At 32.0% G+C, this 16,472-nt stretch carries 11 protein-coding genes; 8 read left to right on the top strand and 3 right to left on the bottom strand.

The genetic code is table 11. From position 1 onward, the window contains the following. Positions 1-10 precede the first annotated feature (10 nt). Positions 11-469, top strand: coding sequence for a 6,7-dimethyl-8-ribityllumazine synthase (gene ribH, locus ACJQQZ_RS05900; RefSeq protein WP_002452145.1), 459 nt, complete (start codon positions 11-13; stop codon positions 467-469). Positions 470-735: 266 nt separating this feature from the next. Here the strand turns inward: ribH and ACJQQZ_RS05895 are convergent, their stop codons facing one another. After that, positions 736-1,737 carry a proline dehydrogenase family protein gene (locus ACJQQZ_RS05895; protein ID WP_124227869.1) on the bottom strand — a complete coding sequence of 334 codons (1,002 nt, stop codon included), beginning with the start codon at positions 1,735-1,737 and terminating at the stop codon, positions 736-738. A gap of 231 nt (positions 1,738-1,968) precedes the next feature. Here ACJQQZ_RS05895 and ACJQQZ_RS05890 point away from each other — a divergent pair, with 231 nt between their 5' ends. Together ACJQQZ_RS05890 and ACJQQZ_RS05885 are read left to right on the top strand one after the other, a co-directional pair. Further along, on the top strand, positions 1,969-2,796 hold the full coding sequence (locus ACJQQZ_RS05890) for an alpha/beta fold hydrolase (RefSeq protein WP_124227868.1): 828 nt from the start codon (positions 1,969-1,971) through the stop codon (positions 2,794-2,796). Between the two features lie 402 nt (positions 2,797-3,198). Then, positions 3,199-3,600: a transcriptional regulator, SarA/Rot family gene (locus ACJQQZ_RS05885; RefSeq protein WP_002452148.1), complete on the top strand. Its 402-nt coding sequence runs from the start codon at positions 3,199-3,201 to the stop codon at positions 3,598-3,600. A gap of 52 nt (positions 3,601-3,652) precedes the next feature. Here ACJQQZ_RS05885 and mnmM read toward each other — a convergent pair whose 3' ends face one another. After that, complete coding sequence (mnmM, locus tag ACJQQZ_RS05880) at positions 3,653-4,216, bottom strand: tRNA 5-(aminomethyl)-2-thiouridylate-methyltransferase MnmM (RefSeq protein WP_049425517.1); 564 nt, start codon at positions 4,214-4,216, stop codon at positions 3,653-3,655. After that, the gene (gene mnmL / locus ACJQQZ_RS05875) at positions 4,213-5,166 is read right to left on the bottom strand and encodes a tRNA modification radical SAM protein MnmL/YtqA (RefSeq protein WP_002452150.1); all 954 of its coding nucleotides are present in this window, start codon (positions 5,164-5,166) and stop codon (positions 4,213-4,215) included. The genes mnmM and mnmL overlap by 4 nt, the downstream gene beginning before the upstream one ends. Positions 5,167-5,272: 106 nt before the next feature. Here mnmL and ACJQQZ_RS05870 point away from each other — a divergent pair, with 106 nt between their 5' ends. The 5 genes from ACJQQZ_RS05870 (at position 5,273) to ACJQQZ_RS05855 (ending at position 16,376) form a co-directional block, all read left to right on the top strand. Then, a complete protein-coding gene (locus ACJQQZ_RS05870; protein ID WP_145506637.1) occupies positions 5,273-6,463 on the top strand; it encodes an MDR family MFS transporter in 1,191 nt (396 codons plus the stop codon). A gap of 283 nt (positions 6,464-6,746) precedes the next feature. Further along, the gene (leuS, locus tag ACJQQZ_RS05865) at positions 6,747-9,161 is read left to right on the top strand and encodes a leucine--tRNA ligase (protein WP_124227867.1); all 2,415 of its coding nucleotides are present in this window, start codon (positions 6,747-6,749) and stop codon (positions 9,159-9,161) included. 24 nt (positions 9,162-9,185) lie between these two features. Continuing rightward, positions 9,186-9,497: a rhodanese-like domain-containing protein gene (locus ACJQQZ_RS05860; RefSeq protein ID WP_002452153.1), complete on the top strand. Its 312-nt coding sequence runs from the start codon at positions 9,186-9,188 to the stop codon at positions 9,495-9,497. Between the two features lie 304 nt (positions 9,498-9,801). Next, positions 9,802-12,114: a SasC/FmtB family protein gene (locus ACJQQZ_RS12670; protein ID WP_261369373.1), complete on the top strand. Its 2,313-nt coding sequence runs from the start codon at positions 9,802-9,804 to the stop codon at positions 12,112-12,114. Then, positions 12,033-16,376, top strand: a complete 4,344-nt coding sequence (locus ACJQQZ_RS05855) for a DUF1542 domain-containing protein (protein WP_486387909.1) — start codon at positions 12,033-12,035, stop codon at positions 16,374-16,376. The genes ACJQQZ_RS12670 and ACJQQZ_RS05855 overlap by 82 nt, the downstream gene beginning before the upstream one ends. Positions 16,377-16,472 lie beyond the last annotated feature (96 nt).

The following is a 16,472-nucleotide window of genomic DNA, read 5'->3' as shown; positions in this document are numbered from 1 at the left end:
GGATCATAAAATGAATTTTGAAGGAAAATTAGTTGGTAAAGATTTAAAAGTCGCTATTGTGGTTAGTAGATTTAATGATTTTATTACTGGACGTTTGTTAGAGGGTGCTAAGGATACTTTTATTCGTCACGATGTTGACGAAAACAATATTGATGTTGCTTATGTACCTGGTGCTTTTGAAATTCCTATGGTAGCTAGAAAGTTAGCTCAAACAGGTAAATATGATGCAGTAGTTACTTTAGGATGTGTCATAAGAGGGGCTACGTCTCATTATGATTATGTATGTAATGAAGTTGCAAAAGGCGTATCCAAAGCTAATGAATCTACAGATGTTCCTGTTATCTTCGGTATCTTAACTACGGAAAGTATCGAGCAAGCAGTTGAACGTGCAGGAACTAAAGCAGGTAATAAAGGTTCTGAAGCAGCAGTAAGTGCCATTGAAATGGCTAATTTAATGAAACAATTTTAAATAAAAGAAGTGGGACAGAAATAATAAAGAACCACTAATCATTTATTATGTAGTGGTTCTTACGCATTAGCTACAGCTAATGTGTACTTTAAAATAGGAATACAAGAGTGAAACTCATGCATAAGAAATACTAATCTCTAAAGAAATAGAATGACTTTACAGTCAACTACTGCCTAAATATGAATATAACTTGAAATATATTTATGTTCTAAACTGATAGACTGCCCACAAAATTAATATTTTGTGGGCAGTTTTTGATGCTAAATTTATTTACGTAAGTACTTCGTAGATAACCCTACAAGAGAAACAACACTTATACCAATAGCTGAGAAAATACCGACTTTTTTCAATGTTTCTGGTGTGGCAAATTCTTTTACTGCTAAAGATAAATTTTGTGGGCGTTCTGCTAATCTTCTCATAAAGTATGCAAACCAGTCATCTCCATAAGGGACATATACTGTGAAATGATAGCCCTCATTAGCAATAGATTGCGCTAATTCTGAACGGAAACCATATAGCATTTGGAACTCCATTTGGTCTTTTTCGATATGATTTTCTTTCATGAATTGTTTCACATGGTTAATAATATTATGATCATGCGTTGCAATTGAAGTAAAATTACGTGCATTTAATAGTCTTTTTTCAATTATTTTAATATAATTTGCGTCAATCTCTTCTTTAGTTTGGTACGCAATAGAGGCACCCTCTTTATATGCACCTTTAACGAGTCTTAAACGTAATTCAGGGTATTTATCAATCAGTTTTTCAGCATCATATAGATATGCTTGAATCACTGTTCCCACATTCTTGAATTCTCCCTTTAATCGATCTAACACTTCAATAATTTGTTGTAAGCTATCATACTTTTCGGTATCTATATTGATATGCATATTGCCATATTCATTAGCTTTAAGTAAAATCTCTCTCAAATTTTGATATGCAAGTTCTAAGTCAAACTCACTACCTAATAAACTTAATTTAACTGACATATGCGCATCAACTTGGTATTGGTTTATGGCTTCCATAATTTCTAGTATTTCTTGTTTAGCTTGTTGACTCTCTTGCTCTGTCGTCACAAATTCCCCTAAGTTATCTACGGTAACTGAAATTTTGTTTTCGTTTAAATATTCAATTGTTTCTATCAATTGTGGAATTGTGTTACCGGCTACTACTTTGTTGGCGCCAAGTCTTGGACCCACTTGTTTTGCAGCATTATTTAAATAACTATTATTAGACAAAGCTATAAATACATTTTTGAAAACTCCCATCGTACATACCTCCATAACCAAATATCATTGGTACTTTTAAAATAGTGTATCATGAAACATATTTTCAAGAAAGCGTTTACATAAAGAATTTAATAATGTTTTTAGTAAAATTACACGATTGAAGATAGGAAAATACTAAGCGTTTAAGTTAATAGATTAAAATGGCAATTAATTGTAATGTTTTGCTATAATTATGCTATTGAAGATTATTGAAAAAGGGGCAATTTAAGAATGTGGAAGTGGGAAACTGAAAATGACGCAAAAGGCGTTGTTGTCATTGCTCATAATATATTAGAACATACTGGTCGTTATGCATATGTTATTACGATGTTAAGAAGAAATGGTTATCATGTCATTATGGGTGATTTACCTGGACAGGGCCAAACTTCTAGAGCTAATAAAGGTCAAATTGAAGATTTTAATGAATATCATGAGAATATATTAGAATGGATTAAAATTGCTAACGAGTATAAGATTCCAACGTTTGTACTAGGTGTAGGTTTAGGTGGTTTAATTTTAATTAACTTATTAGAGCGAGTAGAATTACCCGTAGAAGGTTTAATGCTTATTTCACCACTATTAGAATTTAAACAATCTGGTAAAGATAGAAAGAATAAATTACTTTCTAATGTTGGTAAAGTATCTAAAGATGCTCGCTTTAAAATTGGTATCACTGCTCAAGACCTAACACGTAATGAAGAAGTAATTGAAGATACAGTAAATGATGGATTAATGTTGAAGAAAGTGACATATCATTGGTATAACCTTATTAATGAAATGATGAAAGAGACAATGGAGCATATCAAGGATATTAAGCCGTTACCAACTTTAATTATGACAGGTAGTAAAGATATCATTTCAGAAATCAATGCGACTGAAACGTTTAAAGATAAATTAGTAACGAATGAGTTATATTATAAAGTATGGAATGGTTTATATCATGAGATACATAACGAACCAGAGCGAGATCAAGTGATGCGTTATGTATTAACGTTTCTTAATAATAGCGTGAATACTATGGGATTTATTGTTGAAGAAGATGAAATAGAAGATATTTGATTTGAACCAGGTTGTTTAAACAGCCTGGTTTTCTTGTGAAAATGTAGTATAAAACGATAAAACTTTTTTATAAGGTTAGTGGAGATAAATACGTAAAATCTTTTTTAATTTATAGTTGCAATTTTAATGTAAAATTGATATATTTTGTTTGGATTAAAAATATAATTTTAATATGTAATAAGGCTTTGTGTATTGAGATTGAACCATTTTGTAAAATTATATTTTTATATGTCACATTTATAGTAAAATACACAAGTCTTAACTAAGCATTTCATTTATCAAATGTTCTGTTAATATGGACAAGCAATATTGACAATTTTTCAATTAACCGATGGTAGAAATTTGGGAGTCGGTTATTTTAGAAAATGATAAATTTAACTTGTTATTTGGGAGATGTTAACTATGAATCAAAATGAAAATGAAAGAGTTTATGGTATTTTACAGTTAGACAAGTTGTTAGCCGATGTTAATTCTATTTTTGAAACAATCCAAAAAGAATATGATATGTCTAAAGAAGAAATTTTAATTTTATTAAACCTATGGGAAAAAGGTTCAATGACTTTAAAAGAGATGGACGAGTTTGTTGAAATTAAGCCGTATAAACGAACAAGAACTTACAATAATTTAGTTAATTTAGAGTGGATATACAAAGAGCGTCCGCAAGATGATGAACGTACGGTAATTATTCATTTTAATGAAAAATTAGCAAAACAAAAAGCTGGTTTACTAGATTTTATTGGTGAAACAATTACATCTAAATCAGAACCTATGCAGACAAGCTTAAAATCAATTTTAGCTGTTTAATATCAAAAAAGAAGGGGCCTTAATTGGTCCCTTCTTTTTGGTATTAATAAATCTAATCTCTTTTTTCGATAGCACAAATGAATGGTGCATTATTTTTTTGATTAATAAACTGATATTGTAGTACATGTGCCTGATTTTGATCTAATTGCGTTAAATAATCCATTAATGCATCTCGTTCAATTTTACCTTCGTCATGACCATGATAAATTACTAATATAATGATACCTTCTTCATTCAATATATCAAAAATATTTTGGATTGCGCTAATGGTAGTTTGAGGTGTAGTCACGATAGATTTATCGCCTTTAGGTAAATAACCGAGATTAAATATAGCAGCATCAACTTTGCCAATATGATCCTCAGTAATATATTGTTTTACATTTTCATGACCATCTTTAATCAGTTTTACATTTGAATAGGTAGATACTTTCATTTTAGTATTGTCGATAGCCAATTGTTGAATATCAAAACCATATACAAAACCATTAGGTACATGTTGTGCTAAGTATAAAGTATCGTTTCCATTACCACATGTGGCGTCGATTACGATACTAGAATCAGTAATATGACTTTGAATTAAACTCTTTGAAAAGGGGAGTATACGTTCAAGTTTCATGATTTCACCTTATGCTCAAACTTTTTACCTTGATATGAATCACGACGTGCTAATTCGTTATCTATCTCATTTAGTACTTCCCATTTATTAACACTCCACATAGGACCAACCATCAAATCAATTGGACCGTCGCCTGTAATACGATGAATTATCATTTCAGGTGGAAGAATTTCAAGTTGATCACATACGAGATTAGTATAATCCTCTTGTGACATGAACTCTAACATGCCTTTTTCATATTGTTTCACCATTGGCGTACCCTTTAATAGATGTAATAAATGAATTTTAATACCTTGGACATCCATTTGTGCAACTTCGCGTGCAGTTTCCATCATCATATTATAATCTTCACCTGGTAATCCATTAATGATATGTGTGCAAACGTTAATATTATGTTTACGTAATTTAGCGACACCTTCATAATATGTTTGCATATCATGTGCACGATTAATTAAATCCGAAGTAGTTTGATGCACAGTTTGTAATCCGAGTTCTACCCATAGATATGTTCTTTGATTTAATTCTGCTAAATATTCAACGACATCGTCAGGTAAGCAGTCTGGACGTGTAGCTATTGATAAACCTACAACACCCTCTTCTTTCAAGACGGGTTCATATTTTTCTTTTAGTACTTCTACAGGTGCATGTGTATTTGTAAAGGCTTGAAAGTAAGCAATATATTGACCTTCACTCCATTTTTCATGCATTCTTTCTTTAATCTGTTGGAACTGTACTTCAATAGGATCAGCACGATTCCCTGCAAAATCACCACTGCCAGCAGCTGAACAGAACGTACAACCACCATGAGCTACAGTACCATCTCTATTTGGACAGTCGAAACCACCATCTAAAGCAACTTTAAATATTTTACGACCGAATTTATTTTTTAAATGATAATTCCAAGTGTGATATCTTTTATCTTCAAAAGCATACGGGAAGAAATTACCCATAAGACATTTTCCTTTCTGTTTTGTATCTAAATAAAGATTTTAACATACTTTAATGTTATAGTGTCTATTATAGATTGAGAAAAATATAAAGAGGAGACCTCAAGAAATGAATATACCAAAATCAGTGTGGTGGCTTGTAATAGGTATGGCTTTAAATATTACGGGCGCCAGCTTTTTGTGGCCATTAAATACGATTTACATGAAAGAAGAACTTAATAAGAGTTTAACAATTGCTGGTATTGTTTTATTAATTAATTCTTTAACTATGGTTGTAGGCAATTTACTTGGCGGTGTATTATTCGATAAACTTGGTGGTTATAAAACCATACTTATCGGAACATTTACTTGTTTAATTAGTACCACATTATTAAATATATTTCACGGTTGGCCTTGGTATGCTGTTTGGCTTGTATTACTAGGATTTGGTGGGGGTATGATCATCCCCGCAATTTATGCAATGGCTGGAGCAGTATGGCCGAATGGAGGAAGACAAACGTTTAATGCTATTTATTTAGCACAAAATATTGGCGTTGCATTAGGTGCGGCATTAGGTGGGTTTGTTGCAGAATTAAGTTTTAATTATATATTTATAGCTAATCTAGTTATGTATGTACTTTTCGCCATAGTAGCTATCTCACAATTTAATTTAGAAATTAATGCTAAAGTTAAAAGACAAGATAATATCGATTTAAATAATCAAGAGAATATCAGTAGATTTATCTCTTTATTATTAGTTTGTGTCGTATTCGCTATTTGTTGGATTGGCTATATACAGTGGGAAACAACAATTGCTTCATTTACACAATCTATTCATATATCAATGTCTCAATACAGTGTATTATGGACCATTAATGGTATTATGATTTTAGTAGCGCAACCTTTAATCAGACCTGTTATTATACTTTTAAAAGGTGACTTGAAAAAGCAAATATTTGTAGGAATTTTAATATTTATGAGCTCGTTTTTAGTAACTAGTTTTGCACATCAATTTTCAATGTTTGTTATCGGTATGGTGATATTAACATTTGGTGAAATGTTTGTTTGGCCAGCAGTACCTACCATAGCAAATCAGTTAGCGCCTAAAGGAAAAGTTGGGCAATATCAAGGTATTGTTAATTCAGCATCAACTGTTGGGAAAGCTTTAGGCCCATTGTTTGGAGGTTTACTTGTAGATTTATTTAATATGCGAATGATGTTTTTAACCATGATTATATTATTAGGCGTAGCTATTATCATTTTAAGCCTTTTTGCGAAAAGTAAGGCGGCTAAAAAATATTTAAACCATCAAACAAATTAGAATAATGAAAAATTGTTATTAACCTCTTGCAATCATACGCATAATCAAATACTATTAATTTGTAATAACGTGTTATTAGACGCTTTTCTACAGAGAACTAGTATGGTGAGAACTAGTGTTAAGAACTATAAATAACATTATCAAACATATAACGAATTTAATGATGACATCTCTTACTATTGAATGAAGTGCGCAGAAAATGCGAAAAAGGGTGGTAACGCGGCTATGGTCGTCCCTTAATCACTAGTGAGGGGTGTCTTTTTATTGAATAGGAGGAAACGTATTGAATTACAATCATAACGAAATCGAGAAAAAGTGGCAAAAGTATTGGGAAGACAACAAAACATTTAAGACACAAGATAATTTAGGTCAAAAGAAATTTTACGCATTAGATATGTTTCCATATCCATCAGGTGCGGGTCTACATGTAGGTCATCCAGAAGGTTATACTGCGACAGATATCATTTCACGATATAAACGTATGCAAGGTTACAATGTGCTACATCCAATGGGATGGGATGCATTTGGTTTACCTGCAGAGCAATATGCTTTAGATACTGGGAACGATCCTCGTGAATTTACTCAAAAAAATATTCAAACATTCAAACGTCAAATTCAAGAATTAGGGTTTAGTTATGATTGGGATAGAGAAGTAAATACAACAGATCCTAACTATTATAAATGGACACAATGGATTTTTATTCAACTCTATAATAAAGGACTAGCATATGTAGATGAAGTAGCAGTCAACTGGTGCCCAGCATTAGGTACAGTATTATCAAATGAAGAAGTCGTTGACGGCGTTTCAGAACGTGGTGGTCATCCAGTATATAGAAAGCCAATGAAACAATGGGTACTTAAAATTACTGAATATGCAGATCGTTTACTCGAAGATTTAGAGGAATTAGATTGGCCTGAATCTATTAAAGATATGCAACGTAATTGGATTGGTCGATCAGAAGGCGCTAGAGTTTCTTTTAATATCAAAGATTCTGATGAAAAAGTAGAAGTCTTCACAACAAGACCTGATACGATTTTTGGTACATCATTCTTAGTATTAAGTCCAGAACATGCATTGGTAAATCAAATTACAAGTGATGAAAAATTAGAAGAAGTAAAAGCTTATCAAACTGAAGCATCAAAAAAATCTGACTTGGAACGAACAGATTTAGCTAAAGGTAAGACAGGTGTCTTCACAGGTGCTTATGCAATCAATCCTGTTTCAGGTGAGCAACTTCCAATATGGATTGCTGATTATGTGCTTTCAACTTATGGTACTGGAGCAGTTATGGCAGTACCAGGACACGATGAACGTGATCATGAGTTTGCAGAAAAGTTTGATCTTCCTATAATTGAAGTCATTGAAGGTGGAGACGTACAAAAAGAAGCATATACTGGTAACGGTCCACATGTGAATTCAGGCGAATTAAATGGTTTATATAATGAAGAAGCCATTACAAAAGCGATTGAGTTATTAGAAGCGAATCAAGCTGGTGAGAAAAAAGTTAATTATAAATTACGTGATTGGTTGTTCAGTAGACAACGTTATTGGGGAGAACCAATTCCAATTATTCATTGGGAAGATGGATCAATGTCAACTGTACCTGAGTCAGAATTACCTTTACTACTACCTGAAACAGATGAAATTAAACCATCAGGTACTGGTGAGTCACCACTTGCTAACATTGATGATTTTGTTAATGTCACAGATGAGAAGACTGTTATGAAAGGTCGTCGTGAAACAAATACGATGCCGCAATGGGCAGGTAGTTGTTGGTATTACCTAAGATACATCGATCCTGATAACGATAAAATGATTGCAGATCCAGAAAAATTAAAACATTGGTTACCAGTAGATTTATATATTGGCGGTGTCGAACATGCTGTACTTCACTTATTGTATGCACGTTTCTGGCATAAAGTGCTTTATGATTTAGGTGTAGTCCCAACTAAAGAACCTTTCCAAAAATTATACAATCAAGGTATGATTTTAGGTGAAGGAAATGAAAAAATGAGTAAATCTAAAGGAAATGTAATCAATCCAGATGACATTGTTAATTCACATGGCGCTGATACACTTCGTTTATACGAAATGTTTATGGGACCTTTAGATGCTGCCATTGCATGGAGTGATAAAGGTCTTGATGGCTCACGTCGTTTCTTAGATCGAGTATGGCGATTAATTGTAAAAGAAGATGGCTCATTATCAGATAAGATAGTAGATTCTAATAATAAATCATTAGATAAAACTTATAACCAAACTGTTAAAAAGGTAACTGAAGATTTTGATACACTAGGCTTCAATACAGCGATTAGTCAATTGATGGTCTTTATCAATGATTGCTATAAAGCAGATGAAATATATAAACCGTATATTGAAGGCTTTGTAACAATGTTAGCACCAATTGCCCCTCATATTGGCGAAGAATTATGGGAAAGATTAGGTCATTCAGATACCATTACGTACCAACCATGGCCAACTTATAATGAATCATTATTAGTTGATGATGAAGTTGAAATCGTTGTTCAAGTTAATGGTAAATTAAGAGCTAAGATTGAAATACCAAAAGATTTATCTAAAGAGGAAATGCAAGATTTAGCATTAGCAAATGAAAATGTTAAAATGAGTATTGAAGGTAAAGAGATTAAAAAAGTAATTGCTGTACCGCAAAAACTTGTTAATATCGTTGCTAAATAAATCATTTTAAAGGAGTTTTAAAAAATGGAATCAATTACAATAGATCAATTAAAAGAGAAAATATTGGACTCAAATCCAATTAATATTGTAGACGTACGAAATAATGATGAAACAGCTATGGGTATCATTCCCGGTGCGAAAACAATTCCAATGAATGAAATTCCTGACCATTTAAATGAATTTGATTCAAATCAAACTTATTATATTATTTGTGCTGCAGGTGCTAGAAGTGCTAGAGTCGTTCAATATTTAGAGGACTCAAATATTCATGCTGTTAATGTAGAAGGCGGCATGAATGAGTGGGGTACAGAAGGTTTAGAAATTAATAATATTTAAAATGAACTTATCAATTGAGCTAGATTAAATGCTATGTAGTAATAGCACTTTAATCTAGCTTTTTTATGTATAAAGATATTTACATATTCAAATCTCTAAAATACATCGATTTATGAATAAAAACGTACGCTATTTTATTTTAATGTTGTGTACTAGATTTAGAATAATATTGGTGTTAAAATCAAAATAACTATTAATTAATTGAGCGAATGGTTTAAATAGAGATTTAATTCATTTAAGATACATACACGAAAAATGTTCATTAATTATAAACAACAAGAAGTGCAACAAGGAGGAACAATTAATGAATTTATTTAGAAAAGAAACCTTTAGTATTAGAAAATTTAAAGTTGGTATATTTTCTACGTTAATTGTTACTGTAGCTTTTTTGTCATCACCAATTACACATATAGCACAGGCAGATGAAGTAAACTCACAACCAGTAAATGATGTGCAAAAACTACAAGAAACAACTAGTGATGGACAATTGGATAACACTAGAGAACTCAATAATAATCAAGAAACACTTTCCGAAGTGGGGGCTTCTGATGTTTCAAACCAAGCTAATTCCAATAATGATTCTGTAAATACAAATAATCAACAGACTCAAATAGAAACAATTGAAACTACAGACAATACAGTTATCCAAGAGACACAATCAACGAATAATGAATTGAATACGACGATTGAAAGTAAGACTCCGATTGATAATAATACGACAGTAAACCATGTAAAACCTGCATCTGAACATATGTCAGCTAAACCTAAGCAACAGGCTGAAGGAAAAATTCAATACATGAATGCGGTAATAGAACCCGCAACTAAACCTAAGAAAAGACAACGTCGTGATGTAAATAACACACCTACAGTTGCTGGTGGTACCGGTCCACAAAATGGAAATGGGACACCTCAAAGTACCAATGGGGAATATTCTAGAGATGATGCAACGATAGATCCAAATATTAATAATACTGGAAATAATACATTAAATTACCGTTTTACTTTTGAGGATGTAGGCGTTAAACCTAGTGATAATCGAAATAACCCACAAGTGATTGTATTAAATAGCTTACCGGGATTTAATTTGATTAATGGTGGTAAAGTAGGGGTGCTTAATGCCGTTTTAGAAAGAACACAAGTATTCCATCCGGGTGATAGAAATAATAAACAAGCACAAGGTACTGTCCTTGCATTAGGTAGAGTAGAAGGTAATGATCCAAATAATCATGGTGATTTCAATGGTATTGAAAAAGATGTAACTGTAAATCCTAATTCAGAAATTATTTTTGATTTTAATACTATGGCTGCAGGTAACGGTAAAGGTGGTACAAACTTAGTAATTAAAGATGCGAATACCGACACTGTAATTGGAAACGGTGATATACAAGCTGGAGATATGCTTCGTTTATTTAAAGTGCCTGATAATGTATCGAACATCAAAATTCAATTAATACCTAATAACGATATCATGGGAAATGTAAGAAGACTTGAAAAGAACCAAGATGGCTATAGATATTATGACTTTATCGATAATGTCGGTATCCGTTCAGGATCACATTTATATATAAGTGGAAGAAATAAAGAAAATAATGTGAAAAATAATACTAACTTTACTGTAACAACACAAATTACTAATAATGGTAAGTCTGGCGCTTCTATGTTACCAGGAGCTTTTGAATATTCTATGCAATTACCAGAAGGCATTGAATATGTTCCTAATTCTATAACAACGAGTTTTCCTGATGGAAACGGGCCTAATGATGTGATGAATCGTTTAACAGAAAACTATGACCAAGGAACTAGAACGCTCACTTTTACAAGTAACGGAATCACTTCTGCGACACCTACTCAAGGAGAACCTACTAGCTTATTAGCCAATAAAACATTAAATGTAACATTTAATTTAAGAGTTAATAACGTAGCTAACCCAAAAGAAGTGACTTTCTCAGATGCCATTAAATCTAAAACTTATACACAAACTTATTTGAATGGAGAGCCACCACAAAGTATAGTGAATGGTGTTCCATATCAAGTGAATATTGTCATGAACAAAGATGATTTGCAAGCTCAATATAATTGGGGCGTAGTACCATCAGATTATACTTATGCTTCATATCAAGAATATAATCGTCTAAAACAACAAGCGCAAACGATATTAAATGAAGATCGTAACCATGTGCCTTTAAATCAACAAGTTTCTCAAGCTACAATTGATCAATTATTACATCAAATGCAACACACACTTATTTCTCGTGTAGACGCTGCACGTGAACTTGGTCAAAAAGCAGATGATAGATCGGATGAAGTAGATAATGTTAAAGATTTAACAGATGATGAAAATGACGCTTATAGAGGTCAAATTACTAATTTGAAAAACGAAGCATTAAATCATATAGATGATCAAACTACGGACGATGGTGTCACAAGAGAGAAAGAAGCGGGCATCAATAAAATTGAACAAGTTAATATTGTTCCTGTTATTAAACCTAATGCAAGACAAACTATAAATGAAAAGCAAATGAGCAAAAACAAAAAATTCAACAAGACCGTATTGCAACACAAGAAGAAAAAGAAGCTGCTAATGCACAAGTTGATAATCATGTTACAACTGCACTGAACAATATTAATCAAGCACATACAAATAATGCTGTAAACGAAGCTAAAAATAATGGTGTGAGCGATATTAATTCTGATGTGCCAGAAAATACGTATCGTGCAAACGCAATTACAGCGATCAATCGAGCAGTGGCCAAACAACGTGAGCAAATTGATGAAAACCATGAAGCAACACAAGAAGAAAGAAATACTGCACTGAATGAACTTAATCAGGCTTCTGAACAAGCGATTCAAAATATAAATCAAGGCATATCAAATAGTGATGTCGATCATGCTAAAGATAGAGGATTAGATGCTATCTTAGATATTTCACCTATACCAGTTGTTAAGCAAGCAGCAAGAGAGGCGATCGCTAATAATGCTCAACAAAAGATTGCAGATATAAATGCCAATCATGAAGCGACTTTAGAGGAACGAGAAGCTGCTATTAAGTTAGTGAATCAAACGGTTACGACAGCAAATGATAATATATTAAAGGCTAATACTAATAACGATGTTGATATGGTTAAGAATAATGCATTAAATCAAATACAAGCTATTACACCTGCAACTATCGTTAAATCAATCGCTAAAAATGCATTAAATCAAAAAGCCCAAGAACAACATAATATTATCTTTAATAACAACGAAGCAACTGTAGAAGAACAACAAGCAGCTCAACTTATATTAGATCAGGCATTAAACACGGCTATACAAAATATAGATAACGCTGATACCAATCAACAAGTAACAGATGCGAAAAATAATGGATTGCATGAGATTGGTAATGTTCAACCTTCAACACAAGTTAAAACGGATGCTAGAAATGCAGTTACTAATAAAGCGAATGAAGCGATTATAAATATTAACGCAACACCTGGTGCAACTAGAGAAGAAAAACAAGAGGCAGTTGGTAGAGTGAATCAATTATTGAATCGCGCTATTAATGATATTAATACTGTTAATACAACACCAATGGTAGATGCAATTAAAAATACTGCGCTTAATGATATCGGTAATGTACAACCAAACGTAACGAAAAAGCAAGAAGCAATTGGCATATTGAATAATAATGCTACAGCTAAAAAACAAAATATAAATCAAACACCTGATGCAACTACTGAAGAAAAAGAGGCAGCCATTACACAAGTGAATCAAGCACTTAACCAAGCTATTGAACAAGTAAACCAAGCTGATACAAATGCGCAAGTCGATCAAGCACAACAAAATGGTGATCATAATATTAATCAAATACAAGCACATGTTGTTAAAAAACCTGAAGCGATAAATGACATCAATCAACAGTATAATAATAAATTAGCTCAAATTAATCAGACACCTGATGCCACTATTGAAGAGAAAAATAAGGCTATTCAACAATTAGATCAAAATAAACAACAAGCATTGGAAGCAATCAATCAAGCACAAACCAATCAAGAGGTTGATCAAGCTAAAGACCATGCGATTCAAAATATAGACGCAGTTCAAGTTAATGTTGTAACTAAACCTGAAGCAAGACAAGCTTTAGCAGACGCCAAAACTGACCAAGAACGTAAGATTAATACGACACCTGATGCCACTATTGAAGAGAAAAATGTAGCTTTACAAAAGTTAGAACAAATATTTAATCAAGCGAATGAAGCAATTAATCAAGCACAGACCAATCAAGATGTAGAAGATAGACGACAACAAGCAATTGAGCAAATCAATATGACTTTACCTGAAACAGTCGTAAAAAATAATGCCAGAAAAAATATAGAAGCAGAAGCGAATCAACGAGATAATGTAATCAATAGTAATGGTGAATCAACACTTGAAGAAAAAGATGCTGCAAAACAATTGGTGGCACAAGCTAAAAATCAAGCTCTTCAAAATATTGACCAAGCACAAACAAATCAAGACGTTAATAATGCTGTAACAAATGGAAACCAAGAAATACAACAAATTGTGCCAGAAACGATTGTTAAAACAAATGCAAGACAATCATTACTTAATGCTATAAATAATAAAAAACAAGAGGCACTAGAGAATAAAGAAGCAACGCAAGACGAAAAAGATGCATTCATTAATAATTTGAATAATATATTAAATGATTTAAATCAACAAATCACTAATGATAATACCAATCAAGAAGTTGCTAATACAAAAGACAATGGATTAGAAAAGATTAATCAAACTGTGTTCAAGCCGACTGTGAAACAAAATGCTAGAGATGCATTACATCAGCTTGTAGAACATCAACAAGAAATTATTAATCAAGCCAAAGATGCAACCGATGAGGAGAAAAATAATGCATTAGATAGATTGCAGAATGCTAACAATCAGTTATTAGCTGATATCAATAACTCAGACACGAATGCACAAGTTAATCAAATCCAATCAAATAGCGATGCTATAATTCCCAACATATTACCTCATATTGTTGTCAAAGAAAATGCTAGATCAATGATAAACCAAACTGCGGATAATCAAGATAAGGTCATCAATGGCGTTAAAGATGCAACAGTAGAGGAGAAAGATGCAGCTATAAATGATGTCAATACTGTTGTTAATAAAGCTAAAAATGATATTAATCGATTTACAGATGATACTGAAGTAGAAAATACTAAAAATAAAGCAATTAATGATATTAAACAAATTTTACCGTCTACTAAAGTGAAAACAGATGCAAGATATGCCTTAAATCAAACTACAGAAACAAAAATGAATGCTTTATCACTAACACCTGATGCTACTAATGAGGAAATCAACATAGCGAAAGCCTTAGTCGAAAAACTATTAAATCAAGCCTTAGCACAAATTAATCAAGATAAAACTACAAATCAAGTTAACCTAACGGAGCAACAAGGTGTCCAATCAATTAATGACGTTCAAGTTAATGTAGTTAAAAAGAATGATGCAAGAGCCGCGATCACTAATGCTGAAGCAATTAAAAATCAATTGTTTAATAATAATGGTGAAGCAACAACTGAAGAAAAAGATGACGCGATTCAACAATTAAAGACAATTCTTCAAAATGCATTAAATGCTTTACAGTCAGATCAAACTAATCAACAAGTTGATCAAACAGAGACTCAATCAATTGAAGATATTAATAATGTAAAACTTAATATCGTAAAAAAACCTGAAGCAATTAATGAAATTGATCAAGCTTTCACAAAACAAGACCAAGTAATTAAGTTAACAAATGAAGCGACGACTGAAGAGAAAGAATTAGCATTACAGCAACTAAATCAAGCAGTAAACCAATACACTAAAGAGGTATCAAGTGCACAAACAAACCAAAATGTTGCAGACGTACTTTCAAAAGCGTTAAAAGATATTGAACAGATTATGCCTAATATTGAAGTGAAGCCTGCTGCGGTTAAAGTGTTAAAAGAATTATCAAGTCAAATTAAAACACATATTAATGATAAAAATGAGGCAACTCAAGAAGAAAAAAATGACGCTATCAATCAATTGGAGGAAGCTTTAAAAAATAGTATTGATACAGTAGACCAATCATTAACTAATGCGGAAGTTGCTAAAGCTAAAATAGAATGGGAAATTCTAATAAAGAGTATTAAGCCAATTGTTAAAGTGAAACCAGAAGCAAATGAAGCATTAACATCAATTGCTCAACGAGTTATTCAAGATTTTGATCGTATAACTGAAGCCACACAAGAAGAGAAAGATGAAGCCATTGCGAAGGTTCATAAAGAATTGGAAATAGCCAAAATATTAGTAATGAAAGCATTAACAAATGAAGAAGTAGCGCAAATAAAACTTAAAGAAGTGCAACTCATTGAACATATTCAACCAGTAATTGAAGTGAAACCTAGTGCTAAAGATGACATCAATCTTGTTGCAAATGAAGTCAAAGATAAAATAAATCAACTTAAAAATGTTAATCCAAAAGCAGTAAAAAATGCTTTAAATAGAGTTGAAGATATTTTAAACGAAGCTAATGCATTAATTAAAGATGCAAAAACAAATGATGAAGTAGCACAAATTGTTAAAGAAACAATTGAAAAATTAAAAGCAATTCAATTACCTATAGCGGAACCTGAAGTAGAAGTTACTTTAGAGAAAGAAATAGAACCAGTTGTATTCTGTAATACTAGAGATAATAAATTTTTCGTAGAAAAAGAAGTAAAGAACACTTGTGATTTTAAGGAAGAATCTGTGCAAGAGTTGCCTAATACAGGTATAACTAATTATCAACATCCAATCGTTCCTATTATGTTTACATTTGGTATAAGTATATTTGTAAGTAGCTTAAAACGAAGAAAAAAGGTTAGTTAAGATTTGAAATGAATTCATTGAAATATGAATGAGTTATTAAGTTTGCACCAAATATAATTATTAAAATAATAGTAACAACTTTGAAATAAAAATGTT

This window comes from Staphylococcus sp. KUGN1 (genome assembly GCF_045984185.1).
Taxonomy (GTDB): domain Bacteria; phylum Bacillota; class Bacilli; order Staphylococcales; family Staphylococcaceae; genus Staphylococcus; species Staphylococcus warneri_A.
The sequence above is the reverse complement of the archived record's forward strand: the minus strand, read 5'-3'. Positions and strand labels throughout refer to the sequence as shown.

Excerpts from the sequence above, each read along its gene's own strand:
- ACJQQZ_RS05895 (WP_124227869.1), bottom strand. The coding sequence starts at position 1,737 with ATGGGAGTTTTCAAAAATGTATTTATAGCTTTGTCTAATAATAGTTAT.
- mnmM (WP_049425517.1), bottom strand. The coding sequence starts at position 4,216 with ATGAAACTTGAACGTATACTCCCCTTTTCAAAGAGTTTAATTCAAAGT.
- ACJQQZ_RS05860 (WP_002452153.1), top strand. The coding sequence starts at position 9,186 with ATGGAATCAATTACAATAGATCAATTAAAAGAGAAAATATTGGACTCA.
- ACJQQZ_RS05885 (WP_002452148.1), top strand. The coding sequence starts at position 3,199 with ATGAATCAAAATGAAAATGAAAGAGTTTATGGTATTTTACAGTTAGAC.
- ribH (WP_002452145.1), top strand. The coding sequence starts at position 11 with ATGAATTTTGAAGGAAAATTAGTTGGTAAAGATTTAAAAGTCGCTATT.
- ACJQQZ_RS05870 (WP_145506637.1), top strand. The coding sequence starts at position 5,273 with ATGAATATACCAAAATCAGTGTGGTGGCTTGTAATAGGTATGGCTTTA.
- mnmL (WP_002452150.1), bottom strand. The coding sequence starts at position 5,166 with ATGGGTAATTTCTTCCCGTATGCTTTTGAAGATAAAAGATATCACACT.
- ACJQQZ_RS12670 (WP_261369373.1), top strand. The coding sequence starts at position 9,802 with ATGAATTTATTTAGAAAAGAAACCTTTAGTATTAGAAAATTTAAAGTT.
- ACJQQZ_RS05890 (WP_124227868.1), top strand. The coding sequence starts at position 1,969 with ATGTGGAAGTGGGAAACTGAAAATGACGCAAAAGGCGTTGTTGTCATT.